Annotated in this window: 23 protein-coding genes; 7 read left to right on the top strand and 16 right to left on the bottom strand. The window is 52.8% G+C overall.

Features of this window, described 5'->3' with window-relative positions; all coding sequences use genetic code 11:
* Positions 1 to 55 precede the first annotated feature (55 nt).
* From glnK to ACFQ0F_RS08970, 4 genes are all read left to right on the top strand, one after another.
* Entirely contained in the window at positions 56 to 394 is a 339-nt protein-coding gene (gene glnK, locus ACFQ0F_RS08985) for a P-II family nitrogen regulator (protein WP_379071295.1), read from the top strand.
* 21 nt (positions 395 to 415) lie between these two features.
* Positions 416 to 1,663, top strand: coding sequence for an ammonium transporter (locus tag ACFQ0F_RS08980; RefSeq protein WP_379071292.1), 1,248 nt, complete (start codon positions 416 to 418; stop codon positions 1,661 to 1,663).
* A gap of 161 nt (positions 1,664 to 1,824) precedes the next feature.
* Entirely contained in the window at positions 1,825 to 2,082 is a 258-nt protein-coding gene (locus tag ACFQ0F_RS08975; protein WP_379071289.1) for a hypothetical protein, read from the top strand.
* A 50-nt stretch (positions 2,083 to 2,132) separates the two neighbouring features.
* Complete coding sequence (locus ACFQ0F_RS08970; protein WP_379071286.1) at positions 2,133 to 2,990, top strand: cation diffusion facilitator family transporter; 858 nt, start codon at positions 2,133 to 2,135, stop codon at positions 2,988 to 2,990.
* Positions 2,991 to 3,069: 79 nt separating this feature from the next.
* Here the strand turns inward: ACFQ0F_RS08970 and ACFQ0F_RS08965 are convergent, their stop codons facing one another.
* The 6 genes from ACFQ0F_RS08965 to lptM form a co-directional block, all read right to left on the bottom strand.
* The gene (locus tag ACFQ0F_RS08965; protein ID WP_379071283.1) at positions 3,070 to 3,768 is read right to left on the bottom strand and encodes an HAD family hydrolase; all 699 of its coding nucleotides are present in this window, start codon (positions 3,766 to 3,768) and stop codon (positions 3,070 to 3,072) included.
* A gap of 24 nt (positions 3,769 to 3,792) precedes the next feature.
* Positions 3,793 to 4,707: a tyrosine recombinase XerC gene (locus ACFQ0F_RS08960; RefSeq protein WP_379071280.1), complete on the bottom strand. Its 915-nt coding sequence runs from the start codon at positions 4,705 to 4,707 to the stop codon at positions 3,793 to 3,795.
* The gene (locus ACFQ0F_RS08955) at positions 4,704 to 5,405 is read right to left on the bottom strand and encodes a DUF484 family protein (protein WP_340676031.1); all 702 of its coding nucleotides are present in this window, start codon (positions 5,403 to 5,405) and stop codon (positions 4,704 to 4,706) included. Before ACFQ0F_RS08955 ends, ACFQ0F_RS08960 begins: the two co-directional genes overlap by 4 nt.
* Positions 5,402 to 6,247, bottom strand: a complete 846-nt coding sequence (dapF, locus tag ACFQ0F_RS08950) for a diaminopimelate epimerase (RefSeq protein ID WP_379071277.1) — start codon at positions 6,245 to 6,247, stop codon at positions 5,402 to 5,404. The genes ACFQ0F_RS08955 and dapF overlap by 4 nt, the downstream gene beginning before the upstream one ends.
* A gap of 74 nt (positions 6,248 to 6,321) precedes the next feature.
* A complete protein-coding gene (gene lysA, locus ACFQ0F_RS08945; RefSeq protein ID WP_340676033.1) occupies positions 6,322 to 7,569 on the bottom strand; it encodes a diaminopimelate decarboxylase in 1,248 nt (415 codons plus the stop codon).
* A 23-nt stretch (positions 7,570 to 7,592) separates the two neighbouring features.
* Positions 7,593 to 7,808 carry an LPS translocon maturation chaperone LptM gene (lptM, locus tag ACFQ0F_RS08940; RefSeq protein WP_340676034.1) on the bottom strand — a complete coding sequence of 72 codons (216 nt, stop codon included), beginning with the start codon at positions 7,806 to 7,808 and terminating at the stop codon, positions 7,593 to 7,595.
* A gap of 87 nt (positions 7,809 to 7,895) precedes the next feature.
* On the opposite strand from lptM, the gene cyaY reads away from it, so the two are divergent.
* Positions 7,896 to 8,210 (top strand): iron donor protein CyaY, encoded by a 315-nt coding sequence (gene cyaY, locus ACFQ0F_RS08935; RefSeq protein ID WP_340676035.1) that lies wholly within the window; start codon positions 7,896 to 7,898, stop codon positions 8,208 to 8,210.
* 58 nt (positions 8,211 to 8,268) lie between these two features.
* On the opposite strand, the gene ACFQ0F_RS08930 is transcribed toward cyaY, so the two are convergent.
* The 9 genes from ACFQ0F_RS08930 to rimO form a co-directional block, all read right to left on the bottom strand.
* The gene (locus ACFQ0F_RS08930; RefSeq protein WP_379071272.1) at positions 8,269 to 9,318 is read right to left on the bottom strand and encodes an NAD(P)H-dependent flavin oxidoreductase; all 1,050 of its coding nucleotides are present in this window, start codon (positions 9,316 to 9,318) and stop codon (positions 8,269 to 8,271) included.
* Positions 9,319 to 9,369: 51 nt separating this feature from the next.
* Positions 9,370 to 9,567 (bottom strand): CPXCG motif-containing cysteine-rich protein, encoded by a 198-nt coding sequence (locus tag ACFQ0F_RS08925; protein WP_340676037.1) that lies wholly within the window; start codon positions 9,565 to 9,567, stop codon positions 9,370 to 9,372.
* Between the two features lie 157 nt (positions 9,568 to 9,724).
* Positions 9,725 to 10,084 carry a YajD family HNH nuclease gene (locus ACFQ0F_RS08920; protein WP_379071268.1) on the bottom strand — a complete coding sequence of 120 codons (360 nt, stop codon included), beginning with the start codon at positions 10,082 to 10,084 and terminating at the stop codon, positions 9,725 to 9,727.
* 72 nt (positions 10,085 to 10,156) lie between these two features.
* The gene (locus tag ACFQ0F_RS08915) at positions 10,157 to 10,534 is read right to left on the bottom strand and encodes a hypothetical protein (protein WP_379071265.1); all 378 of its coding nucleotides are present in this window, start codon (positions 10,532 to 10,534) and stop codon (positions 10,157 to 10,159) included.
* A gap of 587 nt (positions 10,535 to 11,121) precedes the next feature.
* Positions 11,122 to 11,925: a hypothetical protein gene (locus ACFQ0F_RS08910; protein WP_379071262.1), complete on the bottom strand. Its 804-nt coding sequence runs from the start codon at positions 11,923 to 11,925 to the stop codon at positions 11,122 to 11,124.
* A 94-nt stretch (positions 11,926 to 12,019) separates the two neighbouring features.
* Complete coding sequence (locus ACFQ0F_RS08905; protein ID WP_379071260.1) at positions 12,020 to 12,415, bottom strand: hypothetical protein; 396 nt, start codon at positions 12,413 to 12,415, stop codon at positions 12,020 to 12,022.
* A 90-nt stretch (positions 12,416 to 12,505) separates the two neighbouring features.
* Positions 12,506 to 12,946, bottom strand: a complete 441-nt coding sequence (locus ACFQ0F_RS08900; RefSeq protein WP_379071257.1) for a hypothetical protein — start codon at positions 12,944 to 12,946, stop codon at positions 12,506 to 12,508.
* 137 nt (positions 12,947 to 13,083) lie between these two features.
* Entirely contained in the window at positions 13,084 to 13,428 is a 345-nt protein-coding gene (locus ACFQ0F_RS08895) for a DUF7079 family protein (protein ID WP_379071254.1), read from the bottom strand.
* A 352-nt stretch (positions 13,429 to 13,780) separates the two neighbouring features.
* Positions 13,781 to 15,115, bottom strand: a complete 1,335-nt coding sequence (gene rimO, locus ACFQ0F_RS08890) for a 30S ribosomal protein S12 methylthiotransferase RimO (protein ID WP_379071251.1) — start codon at positions 15,113 to 15,115, stop codon at positions 13,781 to 13,783.
* Between the two features lie 252 nt (positions 15,116 to 15,367).
* Between rimO and glnL the strand changes: the two genes are divergently transcribed.
* On the top strand, positions 15,368 to 16,447 hold the full coding sequence (gene glnL, locus ACFQ0F_RS08885) for a nitrogen regulation protein NR(II) (RefSeq protein WP_340676043.1): 1,080 nt from the start codon (positions 15,368 to 15,370) through the stop codon (positions 16,445 to 16,447).
* Entirely contained in the window at positions 16,440 to 17,873 is a 1,434-nt protein-coding gene (gene glnG, locus ACFQ0F_RS08880; protein WP_379071248.1) for a nitrogen regulation protein NR(I), read from the top strand. Before glnL ends, glnG begins: the two co-directional genes overlap by 8 nt.
* On the opposite strand, the gene ACFQ0F_RS08875 is transcribed toward glnG, so the two are convergent.
* Complete coding sequence (locus tag ACFQ0F_RS08875) at positions 17,870 to 18,244, bottom strand: DUF3106 domain-containing protein (protein ID WP_379071245.1); 375 nt, start codon at positions 18,242 to 18,244, stop codon at positions 17,870 to 17,872. The two genes, glnG and ACFQ0F_RS08875, sit on opposite strands and share 4 nt — an antisense overlap.
* Positions 18,245 to 18,248 lie beyond the last annotated feature (4 nt).

Here is an 18,248-nt window from a genome sequence, read left to right as displayed (position 1 = left end):
TCGTTTTTCGACTGCCCTTCGGGGCAGTCATCTCCCAAGTATGGAGTACGCCAACATGAAATTGGTCACTGCTGTCATTAAGCCATTCAAGCTCGATGATGTTCGCGAAGCGCTCTCAGATATTGGAGTGCAGGGCATCACCGTTACTGAAGTGAAGGGTTTTGGTCGCCAAAAAGGCCATACCGAACTGTATCGCGGCGCTGAATACGTCGTGGACTTTCTGCCCAAAGTGAAAATTGATATCGCCATTGGCGACGAGCAAGTCGATCAAGTTATCGAAGCTATTACCAATGCGGCCAACACCGGAAAAATCGGTGACGGCAAAATTTTTGTCACGGCGCTAGAGCAGGTCATTCGTATCCGCACCGGCGAGTCCGGCGTCGATGCCATCTAAGATTAAGCTAGGAGAAGTCTCGTGACTGAACTTACTGAACTAAAATATGCGTTTGATACGTTTTATTTTCTCATGTGTGGCGCCTTGGTGATGTGGATGGCGGCTGGCTTCACGATGCTGGAGTCTGGCCTCGTTCGCGCCAAGAATACCGCTGAAATTCTCACTAAAAACGTGGCGCTGTATGCCATTGCTTGCATCATGTACATGCTGGTCGGCTACCAAATCATGTACGGCAGTGCTGAAGCAGGCTGGATGCCATCACTCAGTTTTATGATTGGCGCTGAAAACACTGCCGATGCCATGGTTGGTGAAGATGCTCCTTACTACTCGGTGATGTCGGACTTCTTCTTCCAAGTCGTGTTCGTCGCGACCTGTATGTCGATTGTTTCCGGTGTCGTAGCTGAGCGTATGAAGCTATGGGCATTCTTAGGCTTTGCTGTCGTGATGACAGGCTTCATCTATCCTGTACAAGGCTATTGGAAATGGGGTTCAGGCTGGTTGAATACAGCTGGCTTCCTAGACTTTGCAGGCTCTGGTGTCGTTCACATGGCAGGTGCTGCTGCTGCTCTGGCTGGCGTACTGTTGCTCGGCGCTCGTAAAGGCAAGTACGGTCCTAATGGTCAAATCAACCCTATTCCTGGTGCCAACATGCCGCTTGCAGCACTCGGTACGCTGGTTCTGTGGTTAGGTTGGTTCGGTTTCAACGGTGGTTCACAGTTGAAAATGTCGACCTTCGATGATGCCAACGCGGTTGCTGCCATCTTCGTTAACACCAATATGGCAGCTGCTGGTGGTTTGGTTGCTGCTCTGCTCTTGGCCCGATTACTGTTCGGTAAAGCTGACTTAACCATGGCTCTGAACGGTGCCTTGGCCGGTCTGGTAGCGATCACCGCTGAACCATTAACGCCAAGTGCTGGTCTTGCAACGTTGATCGGTGCTGTGGGTGGTGTACTAGTAGTGTTCTCCATCTTGGCCTTCGATAAACTGAAAATCGATGATCCAGTGGGTGCGCTGTCGGTGCATGGTGTGGTCGGTATCTGGGGCCTCTTGGCCGTGTGCATCAGCAACCCAGATGCAACTCTGGTTGCTCAGTTGACCGGTATTGCTGCCATCTTCGCTTGGGTATTCTTCGCTAGCCTGATTGTTTGGGGCTTGATCAAAGTAGTCTTCGGGCTGCGCGTAACAGAAGAAGAAGAGTACAACGGTGTCGATACAGCTGAGTGCGGTTTGGAAGCTTACCCTGAGTTTACTCGCGGTAAAGTGAACTAAGCTTGCAGTGCGCTTAGTTGATTAAAGAGGGAGCCTACGGGCTCCCTTTTTTCATGCTGAAAAATTTTAAGATTAATGGCTCATTATTTACGCAACAGCACTGGTCAAATGCCTTCAGTCGTTGCAGCATCACATCTTGTATAGCAGGTGGAGAACTGGCCATGGCCGATAACGATTATGACTACGATGAAGACGACATAGCTAACGATGACAATGATGCCGCTGAGGCGCCCGAGGTCGATGTAGACCCCGAAGTCGCTGCGCGCAAACGCAATGAGGTGAGCGAGGCGGAAAGCTTAAGCCCATCGGCAAAAGAATCGCTACGTCGCGAATTAGAGGCCGAAATGGAGCGCTTTTTAGCATCCGGTGGACGCATAAACGAAGTGCCACCTGAGGCCGACTCGGGCGCTCACGGGTGAGCCACTCTGTAAACGCTAAAGTGCCACTAAGACTCTCGCGGCTACAAAAAATGGCCGTGCTGTCTATCATCACGGCCTTGGCAACGATGGCGCTAAAAACGTGGGCGTGGTCGCTGACTGGCTCGATAAGCATTCTGTCTGATGCGCTAGAGTCATTAGTTAATCTCGCTGCTGCCGGCTTTGCGCTTTATGTGCTCACGATCGCCGCGCAGCCAGCAGATGCAGAGCATCCATTTGGCCATGATAAAGCAGAGTATTTTGCAGCAGCAGCCGAGGGCTTGTTAATTATCGTGGCTGCTGTTGGCATCGCTGCTGCCGCCTGGGGGCGTCTACAGAGTCCAGCACCATTAACGCAGATGAGCTTTGGCTTGCTTATCACCGTGCTCGCTTCGGCACTAAACGGGGCTACAGCGTGGAAGCTATTTCGTGTCGCACGTGAGGAAGATAGTCTTGTGCTGCGCGCCGATGCCGAGCACCTACTTTCTGATGTTTGGACTTCGGTAGCTATTGTTGCTGGCTTGGCGGTGATCTGGCTTTTGCCTTCGCAGGCCTGGCTAGATCCAATATTAGCCTTAGCAGTTTCAGTGCATTTATTTCTCACCGGTCTGCGTGTGTTAGCACCAGCTTTAGCGGGCCTGATGGACGAGGCTTTGCCGGCGAATGAGTTGCGCAAGCTAGATGAAGCATTAGCAAAAACATTGCCTACTGGTACTGAGGTTAGTGCGCTGCGAACGCGAAAGTCTGGTCGTCGACGTTTTGTTGATGGCAACTTATTGGTGCCAGGACAGCTTAGTGTTGGTGAGGCGCATACGCTCTGTGATGAGGTCGAAGATGCGGTGCGTGCTGTACTGCCAGAGTGCGATATCACGTTACACATGGCGCCGATGGCTGAGCGCGAGCGGCACTAGCCTGCGAGTAAAATGCCAATCTAGCAGAGCGCTAGATTGAACATAGTTTTCGGCCAAGTAGGCCACCATCAGTGTAGCCTTAATTAAGCGAAGTAATTGCTTCCGCCAAGTCCGCTAACGCATGTACTTCGGCATCTGGTTTGCCAGCCAATGGCCATGCTGCGCGCTGCGGATTAAACCAAATCGCGCGCATGCCCACCGCTTGCGCCGCCGCCACATCTTGCTCGGGATGATCGCCAACATGCACTGCGCCGCTTGGACTAACGCCGGCGTATTTCAGTGCCGCTAAAAACGGCGCTGGATCGGGCTTAGCTGCACCGACACTTTCAGCCGAAAAATTCGCCCGAAAATACGGCGCAATTGGCATTTTTGTAATGTCGGCATTGCCATTGCTAATTGCGTGTAAGTCGTAACGATTCGCCAAGGTTTGCAGCATCTCGATGGCATCATCAAACAGCGTGATGTTATTGCGTTCAGCATAAAAAACCGCAAATGCCGCGCGCGCTGAGAGCTGCGCTTGCTCATCGCTAATGCCGCATTGGGCCAGTGCAATTTCTAACGTCGTAATACGCAGTGCAGTCATATTATGGCGCTGCTCGACAAGCAGCTCCCATGCCTCGCGTCGACACGCTAAAAAGTCGGCGTGTGCGAGCGCTTTCCATTCGGGATGCGCTTGTGCAAGCCAGTTGTGCATGGCGGCATCGGCGCGAACAATCACCGGCTCCACATCCCAAAGCGTGTTGTCGAGATCGAAGGTAATCAGGCGAATCGGGGTCATGCGTACTCCCGCGCCATATGCGCTTTAGGGTTTGGTTTTTGCGCGCGGATGGGCTTGGTCGTAGACCGCCGCCAAGTGCTGAAAATCTAGGTGTGTGTAGATTTGAGTGGCGCGAATATCGCTATGACCGAGCAGCTCTTGCACCGCGCGCAAGTCGTGGCTGGACTCTAGCAGATGCGAGGCAAAAGAATGCCTCAACAAATGCGGATATAAGCGCCTATCGAGGCCAACGCGTTTGGCCTGATGCACTAAGCGCGCCTGAATACTGCGCTCGGTTAAGCGGTCGCCGCGCTGACTCAAAAACAACCAGCTCTCGGTACCAACGCGAACAAACTTTGGCCGCGTACCTAACCACGTCAAGATAGCTTCGCGTGCCATTTTCCCCACCGGCAACACGCGCACCTTTCGACCTTTGCCGACTACGGTGACTAGGCCGGCACTTAAATCGATGTCACTAAGTTTGAGTTGCGATAGCTCGGCTAAACGCAGACCGGAGGAATAAAAAAGCTCAAGCATGGCCTTGTCTCGATGCCACAAAATTAAGGCCTTTTCCTCACTAGGAGGCGGGGCATCGAGTAGTTGCTGAATGTGGTCAACATCGAGCACTTGCGGTAGGGCAACGCCGCGTTGCTTCATCTGATAGCCACGCGTTGGATGTTCGCCCACCTCTTGCGTGCGCGAGAGATGATCATAGAAGCGCCGCACCGCCGAGAGCTGGCGAGCAATGCTGCGCGTGCTCAGGTCGCGATCGCGGCATTCGCCTATCCACGCTTCTAGCAGCGGCCGTGTGAAGTCGCGCCAGTTGCTGACACCGTGATTGGCAAAAAACTCAACAAGGGCATTCAGGTCGCGCGCGTAGGCTTTGGTAGTGTGCGGCGAGGCGAGGCGCTGGCTGCTTAAGTAGCTCAAAAAGGCAGCGATATCCTCTGCGAAGCTCATGCTAAGTCGGGACTATTTGGGTGGCGTAAAAAGCGCCCGAGCAGCTCGCCAACGACATCGCCCAAGTGCGAGATAAACATCGTATCCATGCTTGAGCGAAAGTGGCTGGCTTCGGTTGAGCCTAAGTTTAAGACGCCAACGACTTGCTCGCCGGCACAGAGCGGAATGATGGCTGCCGAGCTTAAGTTCAGGCCATCGTCACCAAATAGGAAGCGAAACTCATCTCGACGCCATTTGCCCGCTAAGGCGCGGCGGCCAGCTAAAAGACCAGGCAGGCGTTTATCAAATGCGCTCACGGATACCGCACGCCACGGCATTGGTGCCTGCTCTTGTAGCAGCAACATGGTCACTTGCTGGCAGTGGAAGGGCTCGCGTAATTCGTTAAATAAGCGCGTGCCCATTTGCGCGATGCTGGCGCTGCCGACTACGCGCAAGAGCACATTGCTGAGTTGCTCAAACAGTGCGTCGTTATGGCTGGCCGCCTGAATCATTTCTTCCAGGCGCTCGCTGAGTTCATCGTTATGGCGGCGTAGCTGCGTAACTTGACGCTCGATCAAAGACACTGCGCGGCCTTGGTGCTCATGGCGAATATGCAACGTGGCCAGCAGCTCAGGATGGTGCTCGAAAAACTCAGGATGCTCAGCGAGCCATGCCGCGACCTCAGCATCATTTAAGCGAGTGCTCAATGACGAGCTCACGCCGTGCCCTCACCAATGCGCAGTACGCCATCGAACACGCGCGCCGTGGGCCCAGTCATCATCACCGAGGTCTCGCCACCAGCCCATGAAATAGTCAGCTCGCCACCGGGCAGGCTTACGCGCACGGTGGAGTCGAGTAAGCCCCAGCGAATGCCAGCGACCACGGCAGCGCAAGCTCCAGTGCCACACGCTTGCGTCTCGCCAGTGCCACGCTCATACACACGTAGCCGGATATGGCCGCGATGCACAACCTCCATAAAGCCGGCATTGACGCGCTCTGGGAAGCTTTTGTGGGCTTCAATCAATGGCCCAATCTCGGCCACGGGCGCATTCGCTACCGACTCCACACGTAAGACTGAGTGCGGGTTACCCATGCTCACGGCGGCAATGCGCAGCGTGCGATCAGGCAGCACTAAGTCGTAGTCCAGTGCTTCCGTATCGGCTTTAAAGGGAATGGCAGCAGGCGCGAGTATAGGTGCGCCCATATCAACGGTGACCCAGCCATTGGCGGTAATGTCGAGCTGGATAACGCCGCTGGCAGTTTCCACCGAGAGTTGGTCTTTGCGGGTGAGGCGGCGGTCGCGCACGAAGCGGGCAAAGCAGCGTGCGCCATTGCCGCACTGCGACACTTCAGAGCCATCGGCATTGAAAATACGGTAGCGGAAGTCAACATCGGGGCGTGTTGGCGCCTCAACAATGAGCAGCTGATCGAAGCCGACGCCGGTATTGCGGTCGGCTAAGCGGCGGATAAGCTGCGCATCGAGACGGGCGCGTTGCGATACCAAGTCCAGCATCAGAAAGTCGTTGCCGAGACCGTGCATCTTGGTAAATTCCAGACGCATGTGCGGGCTCCTAAGCTTGGGCGAGTCTAGCGGCCTGCATGGCCTAGCGACTCGCGAACGGCTCTATTGTGTTGTTAGGGCAGCAACGATTCAAGGGCTAAGAGATCGGCGGTGGTCTCGCGGCGGCGAACTTGCCAAGCTTGATCACCATCGACAATGATTTCAGCAGCACGGCCACGGGTGTTGTAGTTCGAGCTCATGACAAAACCATAAGCGCCAGCGCCCGTTACGGCCAACAAATCGCCTGCGGTAATGCTTAAATCGCGGTCTTTGCCCAAGAAGTCGCCTGTCTCACAGACAGCACCAACGACATCGTAGCGCTGGCTGGTGACTTCCGTGCGCGGCGTTACCGGCACAATATCCATCCATGCTTGATACAGCGCCGGGCGAATCAAGTCGTTCATGGCGGCATCGACAATAGCAAAGTGCTTATGCTCAGTGGGCTTCACAAACTCCACTCGCGTTAGCAGCACACCGGCATTGGCAGCAATCGCACGGCCGGGCTCCATATACACCTTCAGGCCGCGAGCTTTTAAGCGCGGCAATAGTGCAGCGGCATATTCGGCCGGTGTCGGCGGTGTCTCATCTTTGTAACGCACGCCCAAACCGCCGCCGATATCGATATGCGATAGCGTGATGCCTTCGTCGGCGAGCTGATCAATCATCGCTAACACGCGATCGAGCGCATCGGAAAATGGCGCTGTGCTGGTGAGCTGCGAACCAATATGGCAATCGATGCCAACGGCGTCTAAATGCCCGAGTGCAATCGCGCGGCGATAGACTTCTGGTGCGCGCTCAATGGCCACACCAAATTTGTTTTCTTTCAAGCCGGTAGAGATGTACGGATGCGTTTGCGCATCGACATCGGGGTTCACGCGCAGGCTAATCGGCGCCTTCACTTTCAAGCGCGCAGCAACCGCATTGATGCGATCAAGCTCAGCTTCGGACTCAACATTAAAGCAGGCAATGCCCAGCTCTAAGGCGCGCTGAATTTCCACTTCGGTTTTACCCAAGCCGGAGAACACGATTTTGCTGGGCTCGCCACCGGCAGCAATAACACGCTCAAGCTCGCCGCCAGAAACAATGTCGAAGCCCGCGCCAAGGCGTGCCAGGACATTGAGCACAGCAATATTGGAGTTGGCTTTAACGGCGAAACAGACCTGATGCTCGACTTCGGCAAACGCCTCATCGAAGGCTTGGTAGTTGGCCGTGAGCGCAGCGCGTGAATAGACATACAGCGGCGTGCCGAAACGCTCCGCTAAGCATTCTAGGGCGATGGCTTCGAGGTGGCGTGTGCCATCGATCAGGGAAAGCGAGGTCATGCAAAATCCTACAATAAAGTCAGTTAAGAGGCCGGCTGGTCGTCGCTACTTGGCGCATCAGTTTGCTCGCTGGACGCTGGCTTTTTTTCAAGCTCAGGAAACTCTGGCGGCGCACTACGCTCAGGCGCTTTATAAGGCTCGGCATTGGCCGGTGGAAAATACAGCGGGCCTTTCTGGCCGCAGGCGCTAAGCAGAGCGGCGCCGAGGCTCACGGCGAGCAACATCACGATGCGAATCATGGCAATCATCTCGTAGCCAATTTAGAGTGCGCTATTATGCGGTAGCACACGCATTTACCCAAGCCCACCTATTGCATCGAGATCGCCATGAATGAGTCAGAATTTAACGCCCTTGCCGAAGCCACTTTACTAAGCATAGAGCAGCAAGTTGAAGACGCCGACACCGAACTCGACTTTGAGATGAGCTCGGGCATTCTCACACTGACGGCGGAAAACGGCAGCAAGATCATCATTAATCGTCAGGTGGCAACGCTCGAGATATGGGTGGCGGCGCGGTCAGGTGGTTTTCATTTGGGTCGGCAGGATGATGTGTGGTTTTGCCAATCTACAGGTGAGACCTTGCAGGAGCTGTTGACGCGGGTGGTGGTGGAGCAGGGTGGCGAGAAGATCTCTTTTACTTAAGATGGCTTGCTACCACTGCTCAAGCACCAGTTTGCCATTCACTGTCTAAAGCAACTGGCTAATGCACCTCTTTAGTGCCTTTAGCAAGCTCCAAGGTTAGGTCAGCTGCCGGGACTTCTTTGCAACCGCTTACATTTTGGCCTGCCCATAACGGCGAAAAATCTCCCGTCCCCAAGCGCTCAGCTTCCGCACGCAGTGGGGCCAATGCAGCCGAGGCCAGTGGAAAAGCGGGAGGCACTGAGCTCATAGGCCCAAGCTCTTTCATCAGGCGATTGACAATGCCACGAGCCGGTCGCCCAGAGAACACATTGGTAAGGGCGGTAAATATCGCCGAGTCGCTCTTGATGGCAGCTCGGTGAACTGCACTTGTAGTGGCTTCTGGGCATAGCATATAAGCCGTGCCTACTTGCACTCCTGCAGCACCTAAGGACATAGCAGCCGCAACGCCGTTTGCGTCGGCGATGCCTCCTGCTGCAATCACTGGAATATTCACTGCCTGAACAATTTGCGGGAGCAACGCGAAGGTTCCAAGCTGTGTGTTCAGATCTTCCGATAGGAAAGTCCCACGGTGGCCACCAGCCTCTAAACCTTGCGCGATAATGGCGTCGACTCCTTGCGCCTCCAACCAGCGGGCTTCATCTACCGTTGTCGCGGTAGATAGTATTTTCGCACCCCACTTCCGCACTTGCTCCAACAAACCTTGCTCGGGCAAGCCGTAGTGGAAACTGACAACGGCAGGCTCAAATTCCGCCAGAACGTCGGCGGCTTCAGCGCTAAAAGGCAAACGTCCGGTTCCCCCAGCGATAGCGCTTAGGTCTATCCCATACTCTTCGTAATAAGGTGACAGCGCCGCCCTCCAAGCCGCCTCCTGCTCACTATTTGGCTCGGGCTGTGTATGGCAAAAGAAATTAACGTTGAAGGGGCGGTTGGTCTGCGCTTTTATAGCCGCCAGCTCCTTGCGCATGGCTTCAAGGCTGAGCATGCCGCAAGGGAGCGAGCCCAGCCCACCAGCACCGGATACGGCGATTGCTAACGCACTGCCTTGCACACCCGCCATAGGCGCTTGAATGATTGGAAGCTCTATACCTAGAAGATTTTGAATTCTCATCTGCCGTCTATCTCAGCGAGTCCACTGCACCAGCGCCTTGCTATGTGCTCACTAATAAGTGTCATTTTCATCGTGCACCGAAACAACAACGTTGCCAGCCGAATCTGAAGTTATGTGGAACGTGATTGGCTTGCAACATACTTGGCAATCCTCAACATATTGTTGACCAATTTCTTGGGGATCTATGAGCACATCGAGAGACTCATCACAGTACGGACATCTAATAATCTTCTCGGCTAAGAACTCCATTCTCTACTCCCTACTCTCAATACTATGGCACATAGCGCCTGAGTTAAGCCGACCGACACCATGAGCCTATTATCATCAGCCGTAATGGCCAGCAGGCTGTTGTAATGATGGCCTTGTTAACTGACTTGTATATTGCTGATAAGAATGTACTACAGCGCTATTTCTTCTTATCCATTTGTTCCTTTAAATCTGCAAAGGGATTATGGGTTGCTGGAGCCCTCTCGCTTTCTTTTCTACTGCCATAACGCACGAGATTTTCGAATTTGGAGTGCTCCTCATCGTGGCAGTAGAGGCACAAGAGTTCCCAATTACTACCGTCAGGCGGATTGTTATCATGGTTGTGATCGACATGATGCACGGTTAACTCTGGTAGATTCTTGCCAGAGAACTCTCGTGCACAGCGACCACAAATATGGGGAAAGAGCTTCAGCGCCTGCTCTCGATAGCCAGAAGCTCGCTTGGCGTTGTATTTCAGCTGTTCGGCCCGAACTTGGTCGAAGGTAAGTTTTTTATTCATAGCGAAAATTGAGTCCTTGTTGTTTTCTCATATCTACTATGTCTATAGAGAATAGCTAAAACTCATAACCCTTCATTTCGGTGCATGAATGGTCATGACCACGAGCTTCCATTCGTCGCCTACTCTTCGCATTAGGTAGGAAATGCCGAACTCAGCGATCTGTTCATTAGCCTGATTAAATCGACGTATGTTTCCAGTGAGTGATGCTAGATCTGGCGCAAGGGCCTCACAGGCGAAACCATTTGGCATCTCGGAGCGCGAGTAACCCTGCTCCTTCGCCTGTGCCACTACCTTGCTCACGATAGCGTCGGTCGCTTCTTCATTGATACCAGTGAAAACACCGACTGGTGTCACAAGCATGAATGGAGAATGGTAGTAGGGAGTGAATTTAGAAGGTTCGAGGGTTTCGAACGCCTTTAAGTACTTAGTGAACGTTTCTTCTGGGGTCATGAACTAGCCTCCAATACTTTTGGTTTGACAGGAATGGCCAATGCTTGACTCGTGCGGCCTTTCGGTTACCGACGCACCGGCGCTTTTCGCCAGCTTTGCCAGCACGCTGGCCTGACTTGAGGGCATCGGCCTTGACGCCCAACGCTTAAGTGAATAGTTAGGTCGCTACTTGCCAATAAGGACCAACAAACTGATGAACGCCCAAGTGCTCAGCATGAGGCCAATTGACCACTTAGGGACGAGGTCCATGCGAACAGCATCGAAATCCTTCCATGCCTTCGGATACAGCGACTCGTCCTAGCAACAGCAGCGCCTTGCCGGTCAAATCGAGAGAGGCTCTATCGATACCGAATGTCACGATTGCTACGATGCCCGATGAGATAAGAATGCTTACTTCTAGGCACAGCTTGTGCCAATACATAATGTAGCCGGCCACCGTGGATCTCACGCTTGAAACAACGGCCTGTCTTTTCTCAAAGTCTTGCGTCATTGGTACGTCCTTGATGGCCTAACATATGAGCTCAGGCCGCGGACCGTTAGGGCCGTTGCGCCTGCAGCTAATGGTTTGAGTGCGGTCGCTCACAACACTAAACAATCTTTTGGACTCCAACAATGCAGTCACGCACCAGATGCGGAATGCGAGCCTTCATATAAAAAACCCGACGATCACCGCTCATACGAGAATCATACGGTAGTGACGTAGTCATGCCTTGGCGTGGATACACGAACAAGCGCAACTCCTCTTCTGCGCAAAATTCTGGACTCTTGAAAAGCGCCAAGCAGTTCGCCAACTTTTCCCTAAGACTGAATATTGAAAGCGCATACTCAATGCTATCCTGATTCATTGAGTAAACTTCTTTCATTGCAGACACGGCGCAGTCTGAAATATATGACTGCTCATCTGCTCTGTACACTACATGGCAACACTCAACATTGAGAGTGTCTATAAAGTGTTGCGCACGGAATCCATCTCCCTGCGGAGTCAGGCAATAGCCACCACCGCGGAGTAACATCCAAGTATCTTCACGAAACTCAATGCGAGTTCCTCCATAATTCTTCGCAAGGTGTCGATTCTCGGCATTGCTCGTAAACGACATCAGATAGTGCCGCCGAAGTATTTCACCAAGCGTGTCGATTGTTGAGATGAACGATCTTCTCATTTCACCGTCAGTTGACCTTTCAATCGCAGAGTAAAGCAATCTCGCTCCATAACGAATTTCATTTTCGTCCAAGAAGGAATCCCCTCTGGTGAGCCAAAGGTCACCAGTCGCCGAAATTGATTCCGCTGCCTGCTCGTCGGTGTAGTGAAACAAGTTTCCCTGAAAAATGGGGAATTTTTCTCCCAACACCCTTAAGGATTGGCACGGCTCGTATTTGACGTGGAACTTCATTCGAAGAGCTCTCTAACGCCGAGACTAAGGGACTGCCACGAAGTGGCAGTCCCGCTTGAGTGCCTTTTTAGGCGGCACTGGGACTACTTTAGCTTTAACCAACAACGCATAACCCTGCTACTAAAATTAATGAACCACCTGCGACAAAAGAAGCTATAGATGCCCACATAAAGCCGGTGCTCCAATGACAGATACAGGGTTCGCGTAACTCTTTGCCAAAAAGCGTGCATTTCTTTCTATTTTCGGATTTCTTCGCGTATTGAAGGGAGCAAAGGCGACGAAAGCGATTGTGGACTACTGCAAACGCTAAACCGAGCTGGAAGATGAACACAGACCAAATGGTAGCGCGGGTGAGTATTTCTAATTCTGGCTTTAGAAGAACACCTGACAAAAATGCCAATAGTGCTACTGCGCCGCCACCGTTAATAAGCAATAGCCCACGAACTGTTTCAGAATCAATTGAGGCTCTTATTTCATGACCTTCTGCCATAGTGATTCTCCTGACGCCTAACGCCTCAATAGCCGGCACGCGTTAGCGTGTCCGGTGCCGTAGGCGCGAAGTTAATTGACTTGTTAGGCATTAAAGCTCACCGACCGCCTGACTTGGCGGGACATCATTACCAGCTGAATCTTGAAGCGGAAATATTTTTTTACACGGCTTGCAGTAATAGCCCGTACCCGTTTGATATTCTGCGTAACCAGCGATAGGAATCTTGCAATTAGGGCAATGAGGATTTTTATTTGCGTCCCAGTAAATACCATACTTGAGTTTAAACTCGGCTTTCTTTCGTGTTGTCCAAAATAAAACGACGAAAACTATATTTAAAGCCAGTGACGCTAAAAAAAGCGATAGCAACAACTGTTTAGAGAGATTGGACTCCAACGCGGGCATTATCGCTGGAGCGATCTTCGAAACTACCCAAATCAGTATCACGCTGACAGATACTGCTAGCCCTTCTGCTGCACGGTTTACGATAGATTCTTTTACTTTCTCTCCAAAACTCATATTCTCGCTTTCCATGAAAGATGCCCAACGCCGTGGTAAACGGCAGAATTTAAGTTGTGGTTTTGTGGAATACTTTTTGCGCAGCAAAACCACAAAGCCGCGACTTAAATTCTGTCCAGTGGAGCGAAGCGGAACGGTGTTTGACCACTTTGTTAGGCCTTTTGTTTTGCATACGCTTCAGCTACTAACAACCAGCAACGTTTTATTTCTTTTATTATGGAAGGTTCTCCATGTATGGCTGTTGGTCGAACCGCAGCCGGTAGATTTTGAAGCAGCCAAGCATCCGACCAGCCTTCCCACACACCCGCAACACTTCGCAGATTACTTTCTAGAACGGGATAAACTTCGTACCAAAGAATATTTTCGACTTCAGATAAAGAAAACTCACTTTCAGAAACAGTACGCGCAATATACTTAAATGTTGAACCTTCTATTTCGGTATCCAAAAATAGATCTGACAAGGCTCGCCATATTTTAAGTCGTTCTTCGGTGTTCATTTTTAAGATGCCTAACTTAGTTTATACCGCAAAGTTGCGGTGTAATAATTCTGAGCTGCTGCATAAGACAGGGGAGCGAGGGGGAAGTTCAAAGACATCAAAGTCCTGGAAACTTGAACACGGCACTCCTTGCCATCAAATACCGCACATCTTGTGCTGCAAAGCATGCCATGCCGTTTTTCGGGTGACAATCTCGCGCAAACCGCTAAAGGTTGGTGCAGGCTGAGGCGGTGAAACCGTCAGGCGCCATGGATGGCGCCTGCGAGCCTACAAGGATGTATTCACGGCGTGTTTCATTGCCTCAGCCTGCACCGGCCTCAGCCATTGCAGCTAAAGCCATTGCAGAGAAGCCTCACTCAGCCACCAACTCCGCAAACAAATCATACTCATCCGCCTCAGTAATACGCACCATCACCAACTGGCCCGGCTTCAGATCCACCGCACCATCGCCCTCAATAAAGACATTGCCATCAATCTCCGGCGCATCAGCCTTCGAGCGCGCAACTGCCACGCCTTCTTCAGTATCAATCTCGTCCACCAGCACTTGCTCAATACGGCCAACACGACGCTGCAAACGCTTCGCCGAAATCTCCGCCGCCAACGTCATAAAGCGCTCATGACGCTCCAGCTTCACTTCTTCGGGCACTGGCTCAGCCACATCATTAGCCAGCGCGCCCTCTACCGGCGAATACGGGAAGCAACCAACGCGATCGAGCTGAGCTTCTTGCAACCAGTCCATCAGCTCTTGAAACTCTTCTTCGGTCTCGCCCGGGAAGCCAACAATAAACGTTGAGCGGATGATCAAATCTGGGCAAATTTCACGCCAGCGCTTGATGCGTGCCAATGTATTTTCGGCATGCGCAGGACGTTTCATGCGTTTCAGCACGCTCGGGCTGCCATGCTGAAAGGGAATGTCCAAATACGGCAGGATCTTGCCCTCGGCCATCAGCGGAATCACGTTGTCGACGTGCGGGTAGGGATAGACATAGTGCAAACGCACCCATACGCCCAGCGTGCCAAGCGCTTCGCAGAGCTCGAGCATGCGAGTTTTCACCGGACGGCCGCCCCAGAAATCCAATTTGTATTTTAGATCAACGCCGTAGGCGCTGGTGTCTTGCGACACCACTAGAATCTCTTTTACACCGGCTTTGGCCAAGTTTTCCGCTTCAGTCAGTACCGAACCCACGGGGCGTGACACGAGGTCGCCGCGTAAAGATGGGATGATGCAGAAGGTGCAGCGATGATTGCAGCCTTCGGAAATCTTCAAGTAGGCATAGTGCTTTGGCGTGAGTTTGATGCCTTGAGGCGGCACCAGATCAATGAAGGGGTCATGCTTCGGTGGCAAAAATTGGTGCACCGCGCCCATCACTTCTTCGTAGGCTTGCGGGCCAGTAACGCTGAGCACGCTAGGATGTGCAGCACGAATGACATCGGCCTTTTTGCCCAAGCAGCCGGTGACAATAACTTTGCCATTTTCCGCTAAGGCCTCGCCGATAGCATCGAGCGACTCCTGCACGGCGGAGTCAATAAAGCCGCAAGTGTTGACCACGACCAAGTCGGCGCCGTCATAGCTGGCGGATATTTCATAACCTTCAGTGCGAAGCTGGGTAAGGATGCGCTCAGAGTCGACCAAAGCTTTTGGGCAGCCGAGCGAAACGAAACCAACGCGGGGATTAGCGAGCGACATGTGGGGTGGCCGATTGATCAGAAGACGCGAATTGTAGCGTAATTCCCTTAATTGGCGCGCGTATTTACAGCGAGTTGTGTGGCACTAAATTGGTGCATACTAATGTCGTGAATGGGCATGATGCAGCACCGTGATGGTGCGTTTTGTATTCAGGAATAAGCCGTAAGCCTGCAAAATGGCACTATTGCAGGGTTTTCCCCGACTGGTGCGATTTTTGCAGCTATCGTCTGTATGACCACAATAGAGCAGCGCATGAGTGAAGAGCGAACCCCGAAACGCTTGCTAGAAAGCCTGAGCACGGCAGTTTTGCTATGCGATACCGAGCTGCGTTTGGTCTATGTAAATCCTGCCGCTGAAAGCCTTTTGGCGATCAGTCATAGCCGCGCGCTCGGCCTGCCATTACATCAAGTGCTCATTGAGTTTGAAAATAATGCTGGCGCGGCGCTTGCTGAAACACTGCGCAGCGGGCATCAGTTCACTAAGCGTGAAGCTAAGCTGCGAGTCGGTCTGCATGACATTACTGTGGATTACACGGCATCGCTGCTTACTGCACCGAGCGCCCGCAATGAGCTATTAATCGAGATTCAGCCGCGCGACCGGCTGCTGAAAATTGCCCGTGAAGAGGCCATGCTTGCCAGCCATCAAGCGATGCGGCAATTGGTGCGCGGCGTTGCGCATGAGATTAAAAATCCATTAGGCGGCATTCGTGGTGCGGCGCAATTGCTGGCGCGTGAACTGCCGGATGCCGAGCTCAGGGAATACACCAGCGTGATTATTGAGGAAGCTGATCGTCTGCGAGTTTTGGCCGACCGCATGCTTGGGCCGAGGCGTTTGCCGACTTTGCGCACGGTCAATCCGCACGAGTGCGTGGAGCGCGTGGTAACGCTGCTCGAGGCCGAGGCAGACGGCCGTATTCGTATCGAGCGTGATTATGACCCTTCGTTGCCAGACATCGAAGCCGATCCGGATCAGCTGATTCAGGCGTTGCTCAATATTGCTGGCAATGGTCTGCAAGCACTACTGGAGAACCCCAGTGATCGCGAGCCTACCTTGCACTTTAAAACGCGGCCGATGCGTCAGTTCACCATTGGTGCTAAGCGACATCGACTCGTGTTACGCATTGATATTTCTGATAACGGGCCGGGCATACCGACCGACATTAAGCAGTCTATTTTCTATCCCATGATTAGTGGCCGCGCTGCAGGGAATGGCCTTGGGCTATCGATTGCACAAGACATTATTCATCAATACCACGGCTTGATTGAGTGCGACTCATACCCAGGCCGAACACTTTTTAGTATTTACCTACCTTTGGAAAAACCCCATGACTAAACACACTGTATGGGTCATCGATGACGATCGCGCCATTCGCTGGGTGCTTGAGCGCGCGCTGACACAGGCTGGCTTGTTGGTAAGCAGCTTCGAGGATGCGACTAGCGCATTGACGCGTTTGAAGCATGAACAGCCAATGACATTAGTGAGCGATATTCGTATGCCCGGTATCGATGGCTTAAGCTTTTTGGCTCAAGTGCGCGAGCTGCATCCGCATGTGCCAGTAATCATCATGACGGCGCATTCCGATTTAAGTTCGGCGGTGGCATCGTATCAGGGCGGGGCATTTGAGTACTTGCCGAAGCCGTTCGATGTCGATGAGGCTGTGGCCTTGGTGCAGCGCGCCATAGTGCATCATTTAGAGCAGATTACGCCGGTAATAGAGGCAGTGGCCGAGACTGCGCGCTCGACTAGCATCATTGGCGAGTCACCAGCGATGCAGGAAGTATTTCGTGCTATTGGCCGGCTCAGTAACTCGAATATCACTGTGCTGATTAACGGTGAGTCTGGTACTGGTAAAGAGTTGGTTGCTGGCGCTTTACATCAGCATTCGCCACGAGCCCGCAAGCCATTTATTGCACTCAATATGGCTGCAATTCCAAAAGATCTAATGGAGTCGGAATTATTTGGTCATGAAAAGGGTGCATTCACTGGTGCCAGCACGCAGCGCGCTGGGCGCTTTGAGCAGGCCGATGGCGGCACCTTATTTCTCGATGAAATTGGCGATATGCCCATCGACACACAGACGCGCTTACTGCGTGTTCTAGCCGACGGCGAATTTTATCGTGTCGGTGGCCACACCCCTGTGCGGGTAGATGTGCGCATCATCGCCGCCACGCATCAGAATCTTGAAAAATTAGTCGCTGAAGGTAAGTTTCGCGAAGATTTATTTCACCGCATCAATGTCATTCGCATACATATTCCGCGCTTGCGTGATCGAAGTATTGATATTCCGCGCCTGGCGCAGTTTTTTATGGGGCGTGCAGCTAAAGAGCTACAGGTTGAGCCTAAAACGTTGACGTTAGCTGCATCGGCATATCTGCAAAAGCTGCCTTGGCCGGGCAATGTTCGTCAGCTTGAAAACACCTGTCGCTGGATCACTGTGATGGCCACGGGGCGCGAAGTATTAGTCAGCGATTTGCCGCCTGAGCTGCAGGCAGAAGGTGAGATGGAGCCTGATGTGGCATTGCCGAATTGGGAGCAAGCATTAGCGCAATGGGCGCGGCAAGCGCTGCAAAATAAGTCAGCTGGAGCTTTGCTAGATCAGGCGGTGCCAGCGTTTGAACGCGTGATGATCACCGAGGCCTTGCAGTTTACTGGGGGGAGGCGGCGTGATGCCGCAGTGGTGCTAGGCTGGGGGCGCAATACGCTCACCCGCAAACTCAAGGAACTGGGTTTGAGCACGGGTGGCGACGATGATGACTAGTTGGAAATAGAGGCCGGCATGGTGCCATCGCTTGTGTGCGGTGCACCAAGAGCCTGACGGCGCTCATCCGGCGACATCGAATTCCAACGCTGGCGCAGTGCATCGCGAGCTTCTGGCGACAATGACTTGATCTCATTCCAGCGCGTCAAGATGGCTTGGCGACGCTCATCTGGCAAGTTGCTCCAGCGCTGCGCGCGTTCAACTAACTGGCTGCGACGAGCATCGCTAATCTCATCCCAGCGAGGCTGGAAGTCGGCTAGCGTTGCTTGTTGCTCTTGGCTCAATGATGCCCAAGGCAGAGTCTCGGCCCATGCCAATGTTGGTACCGAGAGCACGCCAATCAGCATTAGCCGAGTGGCCGCTCGTCGCATTCGT

Source organism: Paraperlucidibaca wandonensis (assembly GCF_042677145.1).
GTDB classification, from domain to species: Bacteria; Pseudomonadota; Gammaproteobacteria; order Pseudomonadales; family Moraxellaceae; genus Perlucidibaca; species Perlucidibaca wandonensis.
This window is presented reverse-complemented; position numbering and strand designations above follow the sequence as displayed.

Excerpts from the sequence above, each read along its gene's own strand:
- glnK (WP_379071295.1), top strand. The coding sequence starts at position 56 with ATGAAATTGGTCACTGCTGTCATTAAGCCATTCAAGCTCGATGATGTT.
- ACFQ0F_RS08975 (WP_379071289.1), top strand. The coding sequence starts at position 1,825 with ATGGCCGATAACGATTATGACTACGATGAAGACGACATAGCTAACGAT.
- ACFQ0F_RS08970 (WP_379071286.1), top strand. The coding sequence starts at position 2,133 with ATGGCCGTGCTGTCTATCATCACGGCCTTGGCAACGATGGCGCTAAAA.
- ACFQ0F_RS08965 (WP_379071283.1), bottom strand. The coding sequence starts at position 3,768 with ATGACCCCGATTCGCCTGATTACCTTCGATCTCGACAACACGCTTTGG.
- ACFQ0F_RS08960 (WP_379071280.1), bottom strand. The coding sequence starts at position 4,707 with ATGAGCTTCGCAGAGGATATCGCTGCCTTTTTGAGCTACTTAAGCAGC.
- dapF (WP_379071277.1), bottom strand. The coding sequence starts at position 6,247 with ATGCGTCTGGAATTTACCAAGATGCACGGTCTCGGCAACGACTTTCTG.
- lysA (WP_340676033.1), bottom strand. The coding sequence starts at position 7,569 with ATGACCTCGCTTTCCCTGATCGATGGCACACGCCACCTCGAAGCCATC.
- lptM (WP_340676034.1), bottom strand. The coding sequence starts at position 7,808 with ATGATTCGCATCGTGATGTTGCTCGCCGTGAGCCTCGGCGCCGCTCTG.
- cyaY (WP_340676035.1), top strand. The coding sequence starts at position 7,896 with ATGAATGAGTCAGAATTTAACGCCCTTGCCGAAGCCACTTTACTAAGC.
- ACFQ0F_RS08930 (WP_379071272.1), bottom strand. The coding sequence starts at position 9,318 with ATGAGAATTCAAAATCTTCTAGGTATAGAGCTTCCAATCATTCAAGCG.
- ACFQ0F_RS08925 (WP_340676037.1), bottom strand. The coding sequence starts at position 9,567 with ATGGAGTTCTTAGCCGAGAAGATTATTAGATGTCCGTACTGTGATGAG.
- ACFQ0F_RS08920 (WP_379071268.1), bottom strand. The coding sequence starts at position 10,084 with ATGAATAAAAAACTTACCTTCGACCAAGTTCGGGCCGAACAGCTGAAA.
- ACFQ0F_RS08915 (WP_379071265.1), bottom strand. The coding sequence starts at position 10,534 with ATGACCCCAGAAGAAACGTTCACTAAGTACTTAAAGGCGTTCGAAACC.
- ACFQ0F_RS08910 (WP_379071262.1), bottom strand. The coding sequence starts at position 11,925 with ATGAAGTTCCACGTCAAATACGAGCCGTGCCAATCCTTAAGGGTGTTG.
- ACFQ0F_RS08905 (WP_379071260.1), bottom strand. The coding sequence starts at position 12,415 with ATGGCAGAAGGTCATGAAATAAGAGCCTCAATTGATTCTGAAACAGTT.
- ACFQ0F_RS08900 (WP_379071257.1), bottom strand. The coding sequence starts at position 12,946 with ATGGAAAGCGAGAATATGAGTTTTGGAGAGAAAGTAAAAGAATCTATC.
- ACFQ0F_RS08895 (WP_379071254.1), bottom strand. The coding sequence starts at position 13,428 with ATGAACACCGAAGAACGACTTAAAATATGGCGAGCCTTGTCAGATCTA.
- rimO (WP_379071251.1), bottom strand. The coding sequence starts at position 15,115 with ATGTCGCTCGCTAATCCCCGCGTTGGTTTCGTTTCGCTCGGCTGCCCA.
- glnL (WP_340676043.1), top strand. The coding sequence starts at position 15,368 with ATGAGTGAAGAGCGAACCCCGAAACGCTTGCTAGAAAGCCTGAGCACG.
- glnG (WP_379071248.1), top strand. The coding sequence starts at position 16,440 with ATGACTAAACACACTGTATGGGTCATCGATGACGATCGCGCCATTCGC.
- ACFQ0F_RS08875 (WP_379071245.1), bottom strand. The coding sequence starts at position 18,244 with ATGCGACGAGCGGCCACTCGGCTAATGCTGATTGGCGTGCTCTCGGTA.